The organism is Mycobacterium sp., from assembly GCF_049647605.1.
Taxonomy (GTDB): Bacteria; Actinomycetota; Actinomycetes; order Mycobacteriales; family Mycobacteriaceae; genus Mycobacterium.
Map to the genome: position 1 here is coordinate 44,686 of NZ_JBARXZ010000231.1, position 18,795 is coordinate 63,480.

Sequence of the window (18,795 nt, forward strand, 5' to 3'; positions counted from 1 at the left end):
CGCTGCGGGCATGGCCTCCGCAGATGGAACATCAGGTCAGGGCCCGACCAACACGGCCGAATCGATCGTCTCGCACGCCGAGGGGGCGATCTCCGAGGACGCGGTGCTGGTCGCCGCCCGCGAACGAGCCCTCGACATCGGTGCCGGTGCGGTCAGCCCCGCTGTCGGCGCCCTCTTGAGCCTGCTGGCCAGGTTGAGCGGCGGCAAGGCCGTCGTCGAAGTGGGTACCGGCGCCGGCGTCAGCGGTTTGTGGCTGCTGTCGGGTATGCGTCCCGACGGCGTACTGACCACGATCGACATCGAGCCCGAACATCAGCGCCTTGCCAAGCAGGCATTCGCCGAGGGCGGGATCGGCCCCTCGCGCACCCGGTTGATCAGCGGGCGCGCCCAAGAGGTACTCACCCGGCTCGCCGACGAGTCCTACGACCTGGTGTTCATCGATGCCGATCCGGGCGATCAGCCGGACTTTGTCGTCGAGGGAATCAGATTGCTGAAACCCGGTGGCGTGATCGTGGTGCACCGTGCCGCGCTCGGCGGCCGCGCCGGCGACCCCGCCGCCCACGACGCCGAGGTGTCCGCGGTGCGGGAAGCGGCCCGGCTCATCGCCGAGGACGAACGCCTGACCCCGGTGATCATCCCGCTGGGCGACGGCATCCTGGCCGCCGCCCGCGAGTGATCTGCCGCAACTAGGCGCAGAGAGCGACGATCCTCTGGCGGAGTTGCTCGCCCTGGGTCAATCTGCCCTGCTGAGCGGCGTCCTGATTGGTCACCCCGGTGAGCGCGTTCATCCCGATCACCTGCAGGACGTCGGCGAATTCCCGTGCCGGTTCGGCCAGATCCTCGGCCGTGCCCTCGTCGATCTGAGCGGCCAAATACATGCCGCCGCCAAGTAGTGACAGCCGAGCGTTGGCGGCCACGGCCATCTGAGCCACCGGTTCCGGACCGAGGTTGCCGTTGGTCTGCAACTGCACCGCCCTGGTGACCGTCTCGAAAGCTGTGCACACCCGTGTCTTCGAGGCGGCTGGATCGATGGTCACGACCTCGGATTCCTCGACGGGCGCCGCGGTCTCGGCGGCATCCCGGGTCACCAAGGTCCAGCCTGCCAGCGCCACCGCGAGCACGGCGATCACCAACGCGGCGACAGCCAGCGCCGTCCCCGGCTGTGCTCGCTGCTCGACAGTCGGTGCGCCGGCAAGTTCTTCACGGTTCGATGTGACATCCCCCATGCGCAGATAGTAGCGGGCGGGATGAGGTACGGATTGCGGACGCCGAGCTTGTGGTGTAGCAAAAGACCCGATGGTCAAATCACACGGCAGTTCCGCACCACTGAGCGAGGCCCTGTCACGAAAGCTGGCTCGGCGCACTGCCTCGACGGGACAGATCACGGTGCCCGCGGTCCCGAGCATGATCGACGACTACGTAGCGACCTGCGGCAACGTGTTCGCCGATATCGGCCGCGAATTCAGCCCGGAGGAACTCAACCAGTTACGCGAGCTGTTGCAGCGCCAGTTGGACGAAGCTTTCGCCAAGTCACCGCGGTCCTCGATCGTGGTGTCCTACAGCGCATCTGCGGCCTCACTGCTGAACTACGAGATCAACATCGAGTGGTGGTCACTGGACAAGGCATACGAGAACTGGATCAGCACCCGCAAACCTCCCCTGTTCGGAACCGAACCCGACGCACGGGTATGGGCGGCAGCCGGTCAGGCAGGCGCCCCAGCGGCATCCCCGGTGCTCGACATCGGGGCCGGCACCGGACGCAATGCGCTGGCGCTGGCGCGCCGGGGACATCCGGTCGACGCCGTCGAGCTGACCCCCAAGTTCGCCGAGCAAATTGCAGAGCAGGCCAGGACCGAGGCCCTGAACGTCCGGGTCATCCACGGCGACGTCTTTGCGACAACCGGTGAACTGCGACCCGATTACCAGCTGATCCTGCTCTCCGAGGTGGTCTCGGACTTCCGCTCGCTTCAACAGCTACGGGGGGTGTTCGAGCTGGCAGCCGGGTGCCTGGCAGCCGGCGGCCAGTTGCTGTTCAACGTGTTCCTCGCCAAGGCGGGGTACACCCCCGATGCCGCCGCCCGCGAGCTCGGCCAGCAGGTGTACACCAGTATCTTCACCGAAGACGAATTGGCCATGGCAGCAGCGGGATTGCCGCTGATTCCAGCCGGGGACGATTCGGTCCACGAGTACGAGGAGGCCAATCTGCCCGACGGCGCCTGGCCGCCGACGAGCTGGTACTCCGATTGGGTCAGCGGGCGAGATCTGTTCGATCTCAACCGTGACGCTTGCCCCGTCGAGATGCGTTGGCGGGTGTACCGCCGGATGTAGTCGCGGCCCGGTCGCACCGGGTGAGCCCGAGGTTTCTCAGCCGTTGCCGCCGGCGTTTCCGCCATCGGTGCCGTCGGCTCCGGACGCGCCGGCATTTCCGGCCTTCCCGGCTTTGCCGGCCTTGCCGGTGTTCCCGCCGATGGACAGGCCGGCACCGCCGAGCCCACCGGCGCCGCCCAGACCACCGAATGGGCTACCGGCCCCGCCCTTTCCGCCTTTACCCGTGGAACCACGGGTGCCTCCGGAGCCGAACAATCCGGAACCACCCGCCGCACCTGCCTTACCTCCGTCACCACCGCGGCCCCCGGCTCCGCCATCACCGCCGTTGCCGCCGTCACCACCATCACCTCCGGTGGTGTCGCCGAGGCCGACAAGACCGGTGGCCGATCCTCCGGCACCGCCCAACCCGCCGGAACCGCCGATCGTGGTGCTCTTGCCACCGTCGCCGCCGCGTGCGCCGTCGCCACCGTTGCCGCCGCGGCCGAAGATCCCGGCGCTACCCCCGCTGCCACCGGCACCTCCCGCCGTGCCGTTTCCACCGGCCTGGCCGTCGCCACCGTCACCGCCGGCACCACCACGACCACCGGTGGAGGCACCGAGGATCGCCACGGACGAGCCACCGAGGCCGCCGTTACCGCCGGCACCACCTCCCGCAGACCCGTCCCCACCATTGCCGCCGTTGCCGCCATCACCGTTGACCACGACGTACGAGCCGCCCGAGCCGCCGGTGCCACCGACCCCCAGGATCCCGATGCCGGTGCCGTTACCGCCGTTGCCGCCATCGGCGCCGGGTTCCAGAGTCAATCCGCCGTAGGTGCCGGGGACTCCCCCGAGAACCGGGTTCACCAGCGTGTCGTTGCCGGCAACCCCCTTACCGCCGTTTCCGCCGTCGCCGCCGTTTCCGAAGAGGCCGAGGAAGCCGGCACTGCCACCGGCTCCGCCGTTGCCACCTGCAGTGTTCGGCGCCAATAGCAGGCCGTGGACCCCGTCGCCGCCGTTTCCACCGCTTCCGCCATTGCCGAACAGCGCAAAGAGCCCGGCATCGCCGCCACGGCCGCCATTGCCGCCGAAGGTGCCGTCACCGCCGTTACCGCCGCTGCCCCAGAACAATCCGCCATTGCCACCGTTGCCGCCGTCACCGCCGAGCAGGCTGCTGGCGCCGTTACCGCCGCGACCGAAGAGAATGCCGCCGTTGCCGCCGTTCATGCCGGGGAGGACGGCGTCGGGTGCGTTGCCGATGAAAACGTTGAGGCCTGGGATCAGGCCGGCGATGTCGAGCAGGGCCTCGAATTGGCCGGCGAGGGACACGGTCGCGGTCGCCAGGCCGGGCGGCGTCGGCGCCGAGGCAGCCGTCCCGAACATCGAATTCGGCGGCGTCGAAGGGCAGTCGACCTGCAGGAGACACACCACTTCGGCGGCCTGTGGCGCGGCTGCCGCGGTGCCGGCTGAACCCAGCACGGCCGCCGCCGGCGCTCCGAGGACCAAGCCTGCACCAACCGCCGTGGTCACCAGTGGTCGACGGCATGTGACGGAACTCTTCGAATGCTTCGACATGGCCAGACGTCTCCTCCACGACAGTGTGTGGTTACGCGCGCTTTCAGCAACGTAACAGCAAACCGCGCAACTCGAGGTCGAATTTGAATATGTTATTTACATAATTGGATTCGCCACGCACATCGCCGTTCCCACGTACCGTCCCGCACCCGAACCCCAAGGGGCTGCAGCGGCTTATCGGCAGGCAATAGGGCTGGAAGGCGCAAGAACCCGCCCCTAGGTCAGCCCGCCGTCCGTTCCTGGCGCGTCCAGCCACAAATAACGATGATTCTCTTGAATGCAAAAATGGGCACCCCGAAAACCGCCACAGCGAACACTCAGCAAATCACTGTCAACTACTTGATACTCACTGAACACGCGTTTAGTATTCTAAACATGCGTTCAATCGACATGACGGCGACAGCACGAATCCGCGACGCGGCGATCTCCCAGTTCGGCGAACACGGTTTCGGTGTCGGAGTGCGCTCGATCGCCGACGCGGCTGCGGTCAGCCCGGGCCTGGTCATTCACCACTTCGGCTCCAAGGACGGGTTGCGTCAGGCCTGCGACGCCCACGTCGCCGAATTGATTCGCAGCGCCAAGTCAGAGTCACTGAAGACCCATGATCCGGCGACCTGGCTGTCCCAGCTGACCGAGGTGGAAGACTTCGCTCCAGCCATGTCCTACTTGGTGCGCAGCCTGCAGTCCGGCAGCGACCTCGCAAAGTCACTGTGGCGCACCATGATCGACAACGCGGAGACATATCTCGAAGAGGGCGTCCGCGCCGGCACCCTCAAACCCTCCCGGGATCCCAAGGCGCGCGCCAGGTTCATCGCAATGACCAGTGGTGGCGCGTTCCTGCTGTACCTGCAGTTGCACGGCAATCCCGCGGACATGCGCGCCGTTCTGCACGACTACATGCAGGACATGACACTGCCTGCTCTCGAGATCTACAGCGACGGCCTACTGGCCGATCACACGATGTACGACACGTTTGCCGACCAGTTTCGGCAAGGCCTCCCCATCAAGACAACAACAGAAGGAGAAGACGATGTCGGCACAGCCTGACACCACGCACCCCGCCATCGAAATTCAAGGACTGACCAAACGATTCGGTGCCGTCACGGCGCTGAACGGGCTCGATCTCACGGTTGCCGAAGGTGAGGTGCATGGGTTCCTCGGACCCAACGGCGCCGGTAAATCCACCACCATCAGAATTCTGCTGGGCCTGATCAGAGCCGACGGGGGCCACGCGACACTCCTGGGTGGCGACCCGTGGTCCGACGCCGTGGAACTACACCGCCAGATCGCCTATGTTCCAGGCGATGTCACACTCTGGCCAACACTGACCGGCGGCGAGACCATCGACCTGCTGGCGCGCATGCGCGGCGGCATCGACACTGCCCGCCGCAACGAACTCATCGAACGCTTCGCCCTCGATCCGCGCAAGAAGGCCCGGACCTACTCCAAAGGCAACCGGCAAAAGGTGTCGCTGATATCCGCCTTCTCGTCGCACGCCAGGTTACTGCTCCTCGACGAACCCAGCAGCGGACTTGACCCGCTGATGGAGAACGTCTTTCGGCAATGTGTCGCCGAAGTACAGGAACGTGGTGTCACGGTCCTGCTGTCCAGCCACATCCTCGCCGAAACCGAAGCACTGTGCCGGCGAGTCACGATCATTCGCGCCGGCAAGGCCGTCGAGAGCGGCACGCTGGAGTCGATGCGGCACCTGAGCCGGACATCGATCAAGGCAGAGATGATCGGCGACCCAGGTGACATCTCCCGAATCAAGGGAGTGGAGGACGCCAGCGTCGACGGGCACACGCTGCGCGCCCAGGTAGACAGCGAAAGTCTCGGTGAACTGATCAGGGTCCTGGGCGAAGCCGGTGTGAAGAGCCTGACAAGCCAGCCGCCGACGCTCGAAGACCTGTTCCTGCGCCACTACAGCGAGAACGGGAAAACAGCCGCAGTGCAGCATGATTCGCCGAGGACTCTCGCATGAGTACCGCAACGATCGACCGACCCGCCCACCGCGCTGCGCCGCGCACCTCCAGCTTCACCGGCACCACTGACCTGCTTCGGCTGTATCTGCGTCGGGACCGGGTGGTGGCTCCGCTGTGGATTCTGCTGTTGTCGGTGCCTCTGTCCACCGTGTATGTCGGCAGCATCGAAGCGGTATACCCCTCCGCAGCCGATCGGACGATCTTTGCCGCAGCGGTGATGGCCAGCCCCGCCCAGCGGGCCCTCTACGGCAACATCTACAGCGACAGCCTGGGCGCCGTGGGTATCTGGAAAGCCGGGATGTTCCATGTGCTGATCGCGGTGGCGGTGATCCTCACCGTCATCCGGCATACCCGCGCCGACGAGGAGTCCGGCCGCACCGACCTCCTCGATTCGACAGTGGTGGGCCGTTGCGCCGGGCTGACCGCAGCGCTGGTGCTGGCCTCCGGAGCGGCCATGCTGACCGGCCTGATCGGCTTCGTCGGGCTGCTCTTCGTCGATGTCCCGGTCGCCGGCTCGCTGGCGTTCTGCCTGGCGCTGATCGGGTCCGGGCTGGTGTTCACGGCGGTGGCCGCGGTAGCTGCACAGATCTCCCCGAGCGCGCGGTTCGCCAGGGGCGCAGCGTTTTCCGTACTCGCCGCAGCGTTCACCGTGCGTGCGGTCGGCGACGCGGGCGCGGCCGGCCTGTCCTGGCTTTCCCCACTGGGTTGGTCCTTGCTGGTGCGGCCCTTCGCCGGAGATCGGTGGTGGGTGCTGGCGCTGCACCTCTCGACGGCAATGGTGCTGACGGTCATCGCTTATGTGCTGCTGAATCACCGCGACGTCGGGGCGGGTCTGATCGCCGAACGTCCCGGACGCGGATCGGCTTCGTCCACGCTGCACGGGCCGGTAGGGCTGGCCTGGCGGCTGGATCGCGGTGCGCTGCTGCTGTGGACCGTCGGGTTGTCGCTCTACGGCCTGCTGATCGGCAGCGTGGTCCACGGCATCGGAGACGAGATCGGCAACAGCCAACTTGCTCAGGACATCGTGATCAGACTGGGCGGCACGACGGAGATGGAGGCGGCGTTCATCGCGGTGGCGTTCAACATGCTCGCCATGGTCGCCGCGGCCTTCGCGGTGTCGCTGACCTTGCGGTTGCACCAGGAGGAGAACAGCCAGCGGGCGGAGACACTACTCGCCGGCGCGGTGAGCAGGATCCGTTGGTTGGCCGGTCATCTCATGATCGTGTTGGCGGGTACGTCGGTGGCCATGCTGATCTCGGGGTTGGTTGCCGGATTCAGTTATGGACTGGCAGCCGGCGACCTGGCGGGCAAGCTGCCGAATGTGGTCGCCACCGCGGCTGTTCAGCTTCCTGCGGTATGGCTGTTGGCCGGCGTCGGCGTCGCCTTGTTCGGGGTGCTCCCCCGCTTTGCTCCAGCGGCTTGGGGTGTCCTGGTTGGGCTCATCGCCGTGTATCTGTTGGGGTCGCTGTCAGGTGCCCCGCAATGGCTTCTCGACCTCGAACCGTTCGGCCATGTGCCCCGGATCGGTTCGGCGACATCAGCTGCCGCGCCGCTGATGTGGCTGCTGTTGATCGACGCCGCACTGATCGCAGTCGGGTTACTCGCTTTTCGACGGCGAGATCTGCGCTGACAAGACGTCGCGGTCCGCGGTGCAGTGGCGATTCACTGCCCGTCAACACTTTCCCGCAGGCGCCTCAAATCGCGGCGGGACGTCACACCGAGTTTGGCGAAGATCTTGCCGAGATGCCATTCCACGGTGCGCGGGCTGATGAACAGATGCCCGGCGATCTCCGAGTTGGTATAGCCTTCACCCGCCAGCCGGGCGATGTAGCTCTCCTGAGTCGTGAGCTCGACGGCCGGTCGCTCGGCCCGCTTGCGGGGCGCTTCGCCGGCGGCCCGCAGTTCGCGGCGAGTCCGCTCCGCGAAACCCGCTGCACCGATCTGCACGAACATGCTGTGGGCGACACGCAGCCGGTCCCGCGCCTCCGACCTGCGGTTGGCGCGCCGCAGCCACTCACCGTAGATCAGGTGCGTCCGCGCCAACAGGACAACAAGCGGGCTGCGCTCCAATTGGGCTATCGCCTCACGGTATTCGGATTCCACATCTGCTCCGGTGTTGGTCAAGGCCTTCGCCCTGGCCGCGTACCCGAGCGCGGTTGTGGTTGCGCTGGCGGTCGCCCGCTCGATCAACTGATCGGCCGCTGCTTCGGCGATGCGCATGTTGCCGGACCGGGTGGCGGCCTCCACCAGCTCGTTCAGCAGATGGCCGCACATACCGACGTCGTCGTATTCCAGGGCCGAGGTGCACGCCGCAAATGCCTCCTCGTATTGGCTGAGTCCGGTGTGCAGGATTGTCGCCGCGAAGAGCGCAATGGTGACCTCGGTACCCTCCCCGCGTGCAGTGGACTCGTCGATCGTGGCCTGGACGAAGTCACGGCACAGTTGCTCCTGGCCGCGGCAGGCGGCGAGATAGCTGCGGATGGAGCGGTGCGGCGGTGCACCGGTTGCGGTGGAGATTGCGTCGGACTGTTCGAGTAACCCAGCGGCCTGCGTGAAGTCGCCGGACGTGACACACGCCCCGGCGTAGGTGGTCAGCGCCGCCGGCAGCACCGTCAACTCGCCCGCCGCCCGGAGTAGTTCGAGCTGGCGGGCATTGAGTGCGCTGTAGGTGTCTTGATCGAACAGGTCCAGCAGCACTCGATTGGTGATGTCGTGCCAGCGGGGATCCGCGGCGCCGGTGTTGTCCTCCTGCAGGTACTCCTGAATGGCTCGCCTCAGTAGCGGAACGGCGGCGCTGTGGCCTTCGGTCAGCCGGACGACAAGCCCGTCGAGGAACAAGTCGACCGCTGTGGGCGGATCGGATGGAGGTGGCGCCCGCCGCGCCGACTCGGCGATCGCTGCCGCGGACACGTGCACATCGGCGGAGAGGCGGCCGACGATCATCGCCGCCATCAACGCTTCGAGATAGGTCTCTCGCGCGAGTTCGGGGTCCAGCGGGCGCAGCCGTTCGGCTGCAGCCAACAGCAGCGGCGGTGCGTCGCGACCGCGACGCACCGCAAAGGCGATCTTGGCGCGCAAGAGATCCACTCGCGCACTGAGCAATTCGTCGTCAGTTTCCGACAGGGCGATCAGCAAGCTGGCGGCGGCCTCCGGGTCGGCGGCGTCCAGCTTGGCCTGGGCGGCATCCAGGGCTCGCTCGGCCCGCCGGACCGGATCCGGTGTCAGGTCGACCGCATACGCCAGGAACTCTGCGGCCGCGGCAACACCACCGCGGCGGCGGGCCCGCTCGGCTGACTGCACCAGCTCGACGGCCACCGACTCAACGGGTGCACTCGTGGCGTGCGCGCGATGCCAAACGCGATGCTCGTCGGCGGCGGGGCCGACCATCACGTCTGCCAACGCGGCATGCGCTTGCTGCCGCTCAGACAGCGAGGCGTTGCGGTAGACGGCGGAACGCACCAGTGGATGACGAAATCGTAAGCGCGATTCGACGGTGATCAGGCCTGCCCGCTCGGCCGGGACGGTCGCGTCTGCGCTGATTCCGAGCTGCCCCGCCGCCGCCCACAACCACGCGGGCTCACCGGTCGGATCTGCCGCGGCAAGAAGCAGCAGAGTCTTTGTCTGCGAAGGAAGTTCACGCAGCCGCAGGTCAAAGGAACGCTCGATCCGCGTCGCCAGCGGCTTTGCAGTCGCCAGCCCATAGCCTCCTGCCAACTGTGCAGGCGCCAACGCACGGTTCAATTCGAGCAACGCCAGCGGATTTCCGGCTGCTTCGGCGAGGATGTTCTCCCGTGTGGTCTCGTCGAGTCGGCCTGGCATGACCGTGCTCAGCAGTGCGCGGGCATCGGAGTCGGCGATCCCGCCCAGGTGCAGTTCGGGTAGCCCTGCCAATTCGGGTTCGCCGCCGGGATTGCGGGCGGCGAAGATCATCACCACCGGGTCGGCGAGCAGCCGGCGCGCCACAAACGCCAGGGTCAGCAGTGACGCGCGGTCGACCCACTGGGCATCATCGATGATGCACACGGTGGGACGTTCGGCACCGGCGTCTCCGAGCAACGTCAGCACCGCCAAGCCGACCAGGAAGCGGTCAGGTGCATCACCGTCTCGCAGTCCCAGCGCCACCCGTATTGCATTCTTCTGCGGGTCGGGTAACCGGTCGATTCGGCCGAGAAGCGAGGCGCACAACTGCTGCACGCCGGCGTAGGCCAATTCCATTTCCGATTCCGCCCCGCTGATCTGGATGGCGTGAACATCGGAGGCCGTGGCGAGAACATCGGCGAGAAGCGCAGTCTTGCCGATACCTGCGTCCCCGTGAATGACAAGTACCCCGCTACCACCGACCATCGCGAGCCCCAGCAATTCGGCCAGTTGCTGTTGCTCGCGTTGGCGTCCGAACAGAGCGCCGCGTCGTGTACCCCCCGGTCCCATATTCGCCATCTTGGCACGTCAGAGGGATGGCGGCGGCTCTTAGCCGCAGAAAGGACGGCCACCCCGACGGGCCCGCGGGCAAGTCTGCCGGGCCCCGGGTCTGACCGGGACCCGGGGTTTCCACGGGGTGGAGCCGGGCGCGCAGGGTGTGTGATTTCCGCAGCCGAGTTTTCTTGCCTAACTTCACGAAGGGTTTCACACGATGGCCGACGAGAAGACCGTTCACGACGTCACCTTCGATCTGCTCCGCACACTGGGCCTGACCACGGTGTTCGGTAACCCGGGTTCCACCGAGCAGACCTTCCTGCAGGACTTCCCGGACGACTTCACCTACGTGTTGGGCCTACAGGAAGCCTCGGTGCTGGCGATGGCCGATGGCTTCGCCCAGGCATGCGGCAAGCCGGCGCTGGTGAACCTGCACACCGCCGCCGGCACCGGCAACGCAATGGGAAGCCTCGTCGCAGCCTACCGGGCCAATACCCCACTGATTGTCACCGCCGGTCAGCAGACCCGTGAAATGTCCTTGTGCGACCCGTATTTGAACAATCCCGACCCGACAGTGATGCCACAGCCCTGGGTTAAGTGGGCCTACGAGCCGGCACGCGCCGAGGATGTGCCGGCGGCTTTCATGCGCGCCTACGCGGTGGCGACCCAGCCGCCAGCGGGTCCGGTGTTCCTGTCGATCCCGCTCGACGACTGGAACAAGCCGGCTCTGGCGCCGGCGGTGGTCAGGACGGTCAGCCGGCGCGTCCAGCCCGACGCCGAGCGGCTGCGCGAGTTCGCCGAACGGATCAGCCGGGCTGAGCGACCACTCTTGGTGTTGGGCCCAGAGGTGGACCGCGCCGGTGCGTGGGAGGCCGGTGTCGCCTTCGCCGAGAAGCTGCGGGCGCCGGTGCGCGGCAGCGCGCTGTCGGATCGGTGCTCATTCCCCGAGGACCACCCGCTGTACGGGGGCCCACTTCCGCTGACCATCGCCGGTGTCAGCGAGGCCGTGGCGGGTTACGACCTGGTCATCGTGATCGGTGCGCAGGTGTTCCGGTACTACCCCTATGTCGCCGGCGATTACCTGCCTGAGGGAACCTCGGTCCTGCAGATCACTTCCGATCCCCACCTTGCCGCAATCGCGCCGGTTGGCGACAGCCTGGTCGGCGACATGGGCACTGTCCTGGAACAGCTCCTGGACCTGGTGCAGGTTCCGGTCGATCGGCAGGCCCCGCCTGGATTGAGCAGAGATTTCAACGACACGCTCCCGGTGGCATCCGCGCCCCTGATGCCGAACGACGTCTATGCAGTGCTGAGTTCGGTCAAACCCGACGACGCTGCAGTCGTGATGGAGTCGACCTCTACATTGGCGGACCTCATCCACTGGTGGCCCACCAGACGTCCGGGTAGCTTCTTTGCCACCGGCAGCGGCGGCATCGGGTGGGGAGTGCCTGCGGCGGTGGGCATCGCCCTCGGCGACCGGGCCCGTGGCGTGAAGCGGACCATCGTCGCCTCGATCGGCGACGGTTCGTTCCAGTACTCGATACAGGCAATCTGGACGGCCGCGCAGCACAAATTGCCCATAGTGTTTGTGGTACAGCGCAACGGTGAATACGCAGTACTCAAATCATTTGCGCTACTGGAGAAGACGCCAAACGTCCCCGGCCTTGATCTTCCAGGTCTGGACATCGCTTCGTTGGCAACAGGTTTCGGGTGTCGGACGGCCCAGATTGACGGCACCGAGCACCTCGCCCGTGAATTCAAGGCGGCGCTGGAAGCCGACGGACCAACCGTTCTGGTGGTCCCCACCCAACCGCAACTGCCGTTCCTGGGCTGAGCGATGCCGGTCTACACCTGCACCACGGTGCAGTCGACGCTCAGTGCCGACACGAAAGCCGCCCTCGCCGGCGAAGTGACCAGGATCCATTCGATGATCAATCACGTTCCCGGAACCTATGTCAACGTCGTCTTCCATGAACTGGCCCCCGACGACGTCTACACCGGTGGTCAACCCGCCCGACCCCTTCTGGTGAACGGGTGGGTCCGGACCGGACATCCCGAAGCCCAAAGCAGCCAATTGGTGGCCGCGATCGCCGCTGCGGCCTCGCGGGTCACCGGCATACCCGCCGAGCGCGTCCTGGTTGTGATTCAAAACAGCCCAGCACATTTTGCCATCGAAGGCGGACGCGTGCTACCTGCCCCCGGCGAAGAGGAGGCCTGGCTACGTGGCCGCCCGACCGAAGGATCTGATTGAAATAACCACTCACACTGCACAACAGCAAACTGGCGCGGACAATGCTGCCATCAATCGGTTCGCCGCGGCGGCGGCAAGCCATGGTGAGGTGATCACCGACAACACCGTGCTCACCGAACGAGGCCAGGACTATTGGGGAGTCGGGGGGGGGCTGGCCGGACTGCTGCTGCGTCCTCACACCCGCGACGATATCGCCGCCATCATGCGCCTGGCGTCCGAACACCAGGTTCACGTCGTTCCCCGCGGCGGGGCGTCGAACTGCTCGGGCGGGATGATGCCCGCCGAAGGTGGTGTCCTGCTCGACCTGTCCGTCTTCGACAAGATACTCGACATCGACACCGAGAAGCGTTGTGCCCGAGTCGAACCCGGTGTCATCAACTCCGGCCTGCAAGCTGCTCTGGCACCGCACGGGTTGTGCTTCTCACCTGATCCGGTCTCGGCACAGCTGGCCACCGTAGGCGGAAACATCATCGAAAACGCCGGCGGACCACATGCGTTGAAGTACGGCGTCACCTACAACCACGTTCTGTCCGCGGACGTCGTCCTGGCCGACGGGTCGAGCGCCCGCTTCCGCGCCGAGGACGATGCCGACCGCGCCCAGCTGTGGTACGGCCGCCTCAATGCCCCCACTCGGTGGTACAGAGCGGCAAGGGCTTCTTCATCGGCGACGTCACGGTACCGCGCGATCGGATCCCCGAGATGCAGGAAGCGATCCAGGCCACCGCCGCCCGCCATGCCGACGGGTTGCTGTTCATCGCGGTCTGCGGCCATGCCGGCGACGGCGACCTGCACCCCACGACGTTCTTCGACAAGGACAACCCCTTGGCCGCGTCTGCTCTGGACGAGGCGAACAACGAGATCATCGAAGCGGCTCTTTCGCTGGGTGGCACCATCACCGGCGAGCACGGCGTCGGCACCGGGAAGATCCAGTTCATGACCAAGCGGTTCACTCCGGTGGAGATCGCCGCCCAGCGCTCGATCAAAAAGGCGTTCGACCCTTACCTCGACGAACACGGCGTCACCTGTGCAGCGGTCCCCACCACCGGCGGGAAACGCACGGTCGGTGAGCTCGTGGCCACCGCCGCCGGTATCGAACGCGAACACATCAGGCATGCTCTGCTCGGCGCCGACGTCACCGTCATCGGCAACCGATCCCCAGCCCGTTTCGGCGCCGAAACCATGAAGGATGTCGCCGGCTACGACGCCAAACGCCTGTACATCAGCGCGGGCGGCGCCTTCGGCGCACTCACCACTCTCATCTTCAAGATCGCCGTCAAGGCCTGAACTGCTCGATCCGGCGCAGCGAGCTGGTGTTCTCCGAAGAAGCGAGACCCCGAAGAGAGAATCCAATGTCATTGTCGCGGAGGTCATTCGGGACATCGGCGCTGGCGGGAGTCGCGGCGGCCGGACTGGCCGTCGGCCTCAGCAGGACGGCACGCGCCGACCCGCCGCTGGGCGGCATACCCGTCGCCGATGTCCGCGCCCGAAATGTGGTGTTGGTACATGGCCTGTACTCGGACGGTTCCTCGTGGATCGATGTTGTGCCCTACCTTCAAGAAGCGGGCCTCGACGTTGCCGTCGTGCAAAATCCGTTGACCACCTTGGCCGCTGCCGCCGCCGAGACCCGTCGGGTGCTGGCCCTACAAGATGGTCCGACCGTGTTGGTGGGCCACTCCTGGTCGGGCACCATCGTCAGCGAGGTGGGGGGTGGGCCCGACATCAGCGCCCTCGCCTACATCGCTGCCCGCGCACCCGACGCCGGCGAAGACTTTCCGCTGTTGGCCAAGCAGTTCCCCACCCCACCCGCGTCGGCGGGGATCGTCACCGCTGCGGACGGATACGCCCAACTCGACGAGCAGACATTCCTCGACGACTTCGCCGGCGGCGTCCCGAGGGCCCGCGCACGCGCCCTCTACGCCGTGCAGGGCCGCAATCTCGCCACTCTGCCCACCGAGCGCACCACAACCGCGGCGTGGCACCACAAACCCAGCTGGTACCAGGTCTCGACCCGAGACCGGACGATCAACCCCGGACTCGAGCGCTTCCTCGCACAACGGATGGGCGCAAACACCATCGAACTCGACACCTCACATCTGTCCCCCATCACCCAGCCGCAGGAGGTCGCAGCGCTGATCCTGGCCGCTGCAGGACACCCCTGAACACGCCGGACCGGTCTCACACCAGGTCGGCCTCGGCCACCCGATACCTGTGGCGGCCGGCAGCCTTGGCCTGGTACAGCGCCTTGTCGGCAATGCGCAGCAGTGTCTCCGGCTCGAAGGGGTGTCCGCCGGCCACCGCCACTCCGACACTCAGTCCGACATGCACTGCCAGCCCGTCGATGTCGATCGGCAGCGACACCGTCTCGATCAGTCGTTGCGCCAAGGACATCGCCGACCCGGGCAGCGGCGCGTCGGTGACGTGGATGACCACAAATTCGTCGCCGCTACGGCGGGCCACCATGTCCGAGGCGCGCACGCAGGCTTCCAGCCGAGCCGCCACAAAGGTCAAGAGGACATCGCCGGCCTCATGCCCCAACGTGTCGTTGACATGTTTGAACCCATCCAGGTCCAGACACAGCACTGCAAAACGAGTGTCATGCCGGTCCGCTCGGTGAATCTCCTGCTGCAACCGTTCATACAGCGTCGCCCGGTTGGGCAGCCCGGTCAGCGAGTCATGAGAGGCGTTGTGCACCAACACGGTTTCCAGCGCTTTGCGCCGGGAGGTATCACGCACCGACACGACGTAGCCGTCCCGGTCGCCGCTGGCAGGGTCATGGGTCACCTGGACAAACGCCTCCAGCCACACCCAGGAGCCGTCCTTGTGTCGCTGCCGGTGCTCGGTGGTGAAGTTGTCGAGGTCTCCGCTGCGCAGCGCTGCCATCAACGCGCCGAATGCCTCGAGGTCGTCGGGGTGCACGATCTCTCGCGCGCTCCGGCCGACCAGTTCTTCGACGTCGTAGCCGAGCAGTTTGCGGATCGACGGTGACACGTACCGCCGGATGCCATCGAGGGTTCCCCGGATGAGGGTGTCGCCGCAGTTTTCGGCCACCAGCCGGTAGAGGGCGGCATTCTCGGCCAGCTTTTCCTGCTCGAGATACAGCGACGCCAATTCGGCGAAATCCCGTAGCTGCCCACGAAGTTCAGTCGTGTCGACCCGAGTAGCGGGATCTCTCACGCAGAGCAGCCCGGCGCCGTCGTGAAACGCAACGACCGCGGCGAAACCCGCCCCGGGTACGTCGTCGTGCACGGCGACCGTTCCAGGTGCGGGCCAGGACCCCGGCGGGATCAGGCCCGCAGAGCCGAACACCCTACCGTCGTCGAGGAAAACCGCTACTTGCTCACAGCCGAGGGCCGCGCCAATCGTGCGATACAGCGCACCCAGGAACGCCGTCAGATCCAGACACCCTTGCCGACCGCGACGATACCGCCGGAGCTGACCGCATACCGCTCCCGATCCTTTTCCAGGTCCACACCGACCATCTCACCCGGCCCGACAACCACGTTCTTGTCCAGAATCGCACGGCGCACGACGGCGCCGCGGCCGACTCGGGTACCCGGCATCAACACGCTGCCCTCGACGATGGCGCCGTCTTCGATCGCGACGTTGGACGACAACACCGAGTTGCGCACCGAGGCCGCCGAGATGATGCTGCCGGCGCCCACCACCGATTCCTGCGCGGAGCCGCCGTTGACGAACTTCGCCGGAGCCAGGTTCTCGGCACCACCGCGAATCGGCCAGCGCTTGTTGTACAGGTTGAAGATCGGGTGCACCGACACCAGGTCCATGTGGGCGTCGTAGAAGGCGTCCAGGGTGCCGACGTCGCGCCAGTAACCATGATCGCGTTCGGTGGCGCCGGGCACTTCGTTGTTGTTGAAGTCGTAGACCGCGGCCCTCCCATCGGCCACCAGCCGCGGAATGATGTCGCCGCCCATGTCGTGATCGGAGTGGTCTTCGTCTGCGTCGGCCCGAATGGCGTCGAGGAGCACCTTGGTGGTGAAGATGTAGTTGCCCATGGATGCGAACGTCATCTCGGGATCGTCGGGGGTTCCCGGCGGGTCCTCCGGTTTCTCCACCCAGCCGCGGATGCGCCCCGAATCGTCGGCGTCGATGCATCCGAACGCCGACGCTTCCGAACGCGGGACGCGGATTCCGGCGACGGTGGCGCCCGCACCACTCTCGATGTGCGCCTGCAGCATCTGCTCGGGATCCATCCGGTACACGTGATCGGCACCAAAGATCACGATGTAGTCGGGGTCCTCGTCGTAGATGAGGTTCAGCGACTGGTAGATGGCGTCGGCCGAACCGGTGTACCAACGCGGCCCGAGCCGCTGCTGAGCAGGCACGGGCGTGATGTATTCACCAGCCAGACCCGACAGCCGCCAGTTCTGCGAGATGTGACGGTCCAGCGAATGCGATTTGTATTGCGTGAGAACACAGATTCGCAGGAACCTCGCGTTCACGAGGTTTGACAGGACGAAGTCGATCAAGCGGTAGCCACCACCAAAAGGAACCGCCGGCTTGGCACGATCAGCTGTGAGCGGGTAGAGCCGCTTACCCTCCCCGCCGGCCAGGACGATACCCAGCACGTGTGGCGCTTCCCTCATGAGACAAACCTATCGGCAGCGACCAACTGCGGCTAGGGCAATCGCCGAGAATTGTGGCGCTTCTTACCCTCCGGGGCCCGGTTTGGACGGATTGCGAGTCAAGGTATTTGGGCTCGACGCCCGTCAGGTTGACCCAATACCTGCGCCCGCGCACCCCGACCATTACGGTCTTGGCTATGCGGGTGGCCATGATGACTCGAGAGTATCCGCCTGAGGTGTACGGGGGCGCGGGCGTCCACGTCACCGAACTCGTCGCTCAGCTGCGAAGATTGTGCGACGTCGACGTGCACTGTATGGGGGTTCCCCGCGACGGGGCATTTGTGCATCAGCCCGATCCCGCGCTCGCCGGCGCGAACGCCGCGCTGGCGATGTTGTCGACCGACCTGGTGATGACCAACGCCGCCGGGCAGGCCGATATCGCGCATTCACACACCTGGTACACCGGCATGGCCGGACATCTCGCGGGCCTGCTGTACGGGATTCCCCACGTGGTGACGGCACATTCACTGGAGCCGTTGCGCCCGTGGAAGGCCGAGCAACTCGGCGGGGGCTACCGGGTGTCGTCCTGGGTGGAGAAGACGGCCGTCGAGGCCGCTGACGCAGTCATCGCCGTGAGCTCGGGCATGCGCTCCGATGTCCTCGAGGTCTACCCCGCGCTGGACCCCGACCGCGTGCACGTCGTCAAGAACGGTATCGACACCGCGGTGTGGTACCCGGCGCCCCCGGAGTCGACGGATCCGGCCGAATCGGTACTGGCCGAGTTGGGCGTTGACCCGTCCCGTCCGGTGGTCGCCTTTGTCGGTCGGATCACCAGGCAAAAAGGTGTCGCACATCTGGTGGCCGCCGCACACCGGTTTGCCCCGGAGATCCAGCTGGTGCTCTGCGCCGGCGCACCCGACACCCCGGAGATCGCCGCCGAAGTCGACGGCGCGGTACAGGAACTCTCAGCTGCGCGCACCGGCGTCTTCTGGGTCCGGGACATGCTGCCGACCGCGAAGATTCGTGAAATCCTCTCGGCTGCAACAGTTTTTGTGTGCCCGTCAGTGTACGAGCCGCTGGGGATCGTCAACCTCGAAGCGATGGCCTGCTCGACGGCGGTGGTCGCCTCCGATGTCGGCGGAATCCCAGAGGTGGTCGCTGACGGCACCACCGGATCACTGGTGCACTACGACCCTTCAGACGCAACAGGTTTCGAGTTGCGTATCGCCGAGGCGGTCAATGCCTTGGTGGCCGACCCACAGCGCGCCGCTCGTTACGGCAGCGCCGGGCGCCAACGATGCATCGAAGAATTCTCCTGGGCGCAGATCGCCGAGCAGACGCTGCAGATCTACCGCGCGGTGTCGGCGTAGAGAACCCCGCGCAGTGCGCGGGGTTCTCGTGAGATCACACCACCGGGCTCAACCGGTCACGCTCTTGAGCTCCTCGCCGAGGGCTGCAGCTTCATCGGGTGTCAGTTCTACGACAAGCCGCCCACCGCCCTCGAGCGGTACCCGCATCACGATGCCACGCCCCTCTTTGGTTGCTTCCAGTGGACCGTCACCGGTCCGGGGCTTCATGGCCGCCATCGAGTGCTCCCTCCAAGTTGGACTGCTCGTCCCCGTCGTGGACCAGAACGGTGCGCTGGTACCCACCCGTTGCCACCAGGCGCGTCGAACTGCCAGTT

16 protein-coding genes and 1 pseudogene are annotated in these 18,795 nt (G+C 66.1%); 11 read left to right on the top strand and 6 right to left on the bottom strand.

What is annotated here, in order from left to right; genetic code table 11:
- The first annotated feature begins 10 nt into the window (after positions 1 to 10).
- Positions 11 to 676, top strand: coding sequence for an O-methyltransferase (locus WBB07_RS28465; protein WP_526312932.1), 666 nt, complete (start codon positions 11 to 13; stop codon positions 674 to 676).
- Between the two features lie 10 nt (positions 677 to 686).
- Here WBB07_RS28465 and WBB07_RS28470 read toward each other — a convergent pair whose 3' ends face one another.
- A complete protein-coding gene (locus WBB07_RS28470) occupies positions 687 to 1,226 on the bottom strand; it encodes a hypothetical protein (protein ID WP_526312934.1) in 540 nt (179 codons plus the stop codon).
- Between the two features lie 70 nt (positions 1,227 to 1,296).
- On the opposite strand from WBB07_RS28470, the gene WBB07_RS28475 reads away from it, so the two are divergent.
- On the top strand, positions 1,297 to 2,328 hold the full coding sequence (locus tag WBB07_RS28475) for a class I SAM-dependent methyltransferase (protein ID WP_526312936.1): 1,032 nt from the start codon (positions 1,297 to 1,299) through the stop codon (positions 2,326 to 2,328).
- Between the two features lie 36 nt (positions 2,329 to 2,364).
- Here WBB07_RS28475 and WBB07_RS28480 read toward each other — a convergent pair whose 3' ends face one another.
- Positions 2,365 to 3,837: a hypothetical protein gene (locus WBB07_RS28480; RefSeq protein WP_526312938.1), complete on the bottom strand. Its 1,473-nt coding sequence runs from the start codon at positions 3,835 to 3,837 to the stop codon at positions 2,365 to 2,367.
- A 420-nt stretch (positions 3,838 to 4,257) separates the two neighbouring features.
- Here WBB07_RS28480 and WBB07_RS28485 point away from each other — a divergent pair, with 420 nt between their 5' ends.
- Genes WBB07_RS28485 through WBB07_RS28495 form a run of 3 tightly spaced genes read left to right on the top strand, consistent with a single transcriptional unit; the run spans position 4,258 to position 7,494 of the window.
- Positions 4,258 to 4,929: a TetR/AcrR family transcriptional regulator gene (locus WBB07_RS28485; protein ID WP_526312940.1), complete on the top strand. Its 672-nt coding sequence runs from the start codon at positions 4,258 to 4,260 to the stop codon at positions 4,927 to 4,929.
- Positions 4,913 to 5,863 carry an ABC transporter ATP-binding protein gene (locus WBB07_RS28490; RefSeq protein ID WP_526312942.1) on the top strand — a complete coding sequence of 317 codons (951 nt, stop codon included), beginning with the start codon at positions 4,913 to 4,915 and terminating at the stop codon, positions 5,861 to 5,863. The genes WBB07_RS28485 and WBB07_RS28490 overlap by 17 nt, the downstream gene beginning before the upstream one ends.
- On the top strand, positions 5,860 to 7,494 hold the full coding sequence (locus WBB07_RS28495) for an ABC transporter permease (RefSeq protein WP_526312944.1): 1,635 nt from the start codon (positions 5,860 to 5,862) through the stop codon (positions 7,492 to 7,494). Before WBB07_RS28490 ends, WBB07_RS28495 begins: the two co-directional genes overlap by 4 nt.
- Before the next feature lie 32 nt (positions 7,495 to 7,526).
- On the opposite strand, the gene WBB07_RS28500 is transcribed toward WBB07_RS28495, so the two are convergent.
- Positions 7,527 to 10,292 (bottom strand): helix-turn-helix transcriptional regulator, encoded by a 2,766-nt coding sequence (locus WBB07_RS28500; RefSeq protein WP_526312946.1) that lies wholly within the window; start codon positions 10,290 to 10,292, stop codon positions 7,527 to 7,529.
- Between the two features lie 202 nt (positions 10,293 to 10,494).
- Here WBB07_RS28500 and mdlC point away from each other — a divergent pair, with 202 nt between their 5' ends.
- The 5 genes and pseudogenes from mdlC (at position 10,495) to WBB07_RS28525 (ending at position 14,687) form a co-directional block, all read left to right on the top strand.
- A complete protein-coding gene (gene mdlC / locus WBB07_RS28505) occupies positions 10,495 to 12,111 on the top strand; it encodes a benzoylformate decarboxylase (protein WP_526312948.1) in 1,617 nt (538 codons plus the stop codon).
- 3 nt (positions 12,112 to 12,114) lie between these two features.
- On the top strand, positions 12,115 to 12,528 hold the full coding sequence (locus tag WBB07_RS28510) for a tautomerase family protein (protein ID WP_526312950.1): 414 nt from the start codon (positions 12,115 to 12,117) through the stop codon (positions 12,526 to 12,528).
- 202 nt (positions 12,529 to 12,730) lie between these two features.
- Positions 12,731 to 13,030, top strand: a pseudogene (locus tag WBB07_RS28515) (FAD-binding oxidoreductase); the annotation flags it as partial.
- Between the two features lie 131 nt (positions 13,031 to 13,161).
- On the top strand, positions 13,162 to 13,812 hold the full coding sequence (locus WBB07_RS28520; protein ID WP_526312952.1) for an FAD-linked oxidase C-terminal domain-containing protein: 651 nt from the start codon (positions 13,162 to 13,164) through the stop codon (positions 13,810 to 13,812).
- 65 nt (positions 13,813 to 13,877) lie between these two features.
- Positions 13,878 to 14,687 carry an alpha/beta fold hydrolase gene (locus WBB07_RS28525; RefSeq protein ID WP_526312954.1) on the top strand — a complete coding sequence of 270 codons (810 nt, stop codon included), beginning with the start codon at positions 13,878 to 13,880 and terminating at the stop codon, positions 14,685 to 14,687.
- A 16-nt stretch (positions 14,688 to 14,703) separates the two neighbouring features.
- Here WBB07_RS28525 and WBB07_RS28530 read toward each other — a convergent pair whose 3' ends face one another.
- Together WBB07_RS28530 and glgC are read right to left on the bottom strand one after the other, a co-directional pair.
- On the bottom strand, positions 14,704 to 15,834 hold the full coding sequence (locus WBB07_RS28530) for a diguanylate cyclase domain-containing protein (protein ID WP_526312956.1): 1,131 nt from the start codon (positions 15,832 to 15,834) through the stop codon (positions 14,704 to 14,706).
- Positions 15,835 to 15,917: 83 nt separating this feature from the next.
- Positions 15,918 to 17,132, bottom strand: a complete 1,215-nt coding sequence (gene glgC / locus WBB07_RS28535) for a glucose-1-phosphate adenylyltransferase (RefSeq protein WP_526312958.1) — start codon at positions 17,130 to 17,132, stop codon at positions 15,918 to 15,920.
- Between the two features lie 176 nt (positions 17,133 to 17,308).
- Here glgC and glgA point away from each other — a divergent pair, with 176 nt between their 5' ends.
- On the top strand, positions 17,309 to 18,481 hold the full coding sequence (gene glgA, locus WBB07_RS28540; protein WP_526312960.1) for a glycogen synthase: 1,173 nt from the start codon (positions 17,309 to 17,311) through the stop codon (positions 18,479 to 18,481).
- A gap of 48 nt (positions 18,482 to 18,529) precedes the next feature.
- Here the strand turns inward: glgA and WBB07_RS28545 are convergent, their stop codons facing one another.
- Positions 18,530 to 18,697, bottom strand: coding sequence for a DUF3117 domain-containing protein (locus WBB07_RS28545; RefSeq protein ID WP_526312962.1), 168 nt, complete (start codon positions 18,695 to 18,697; stop codon positions 18,530 to 18,532).
- Positions 18,698 to 18,795 lie beyond the last annotated feature (98 nt).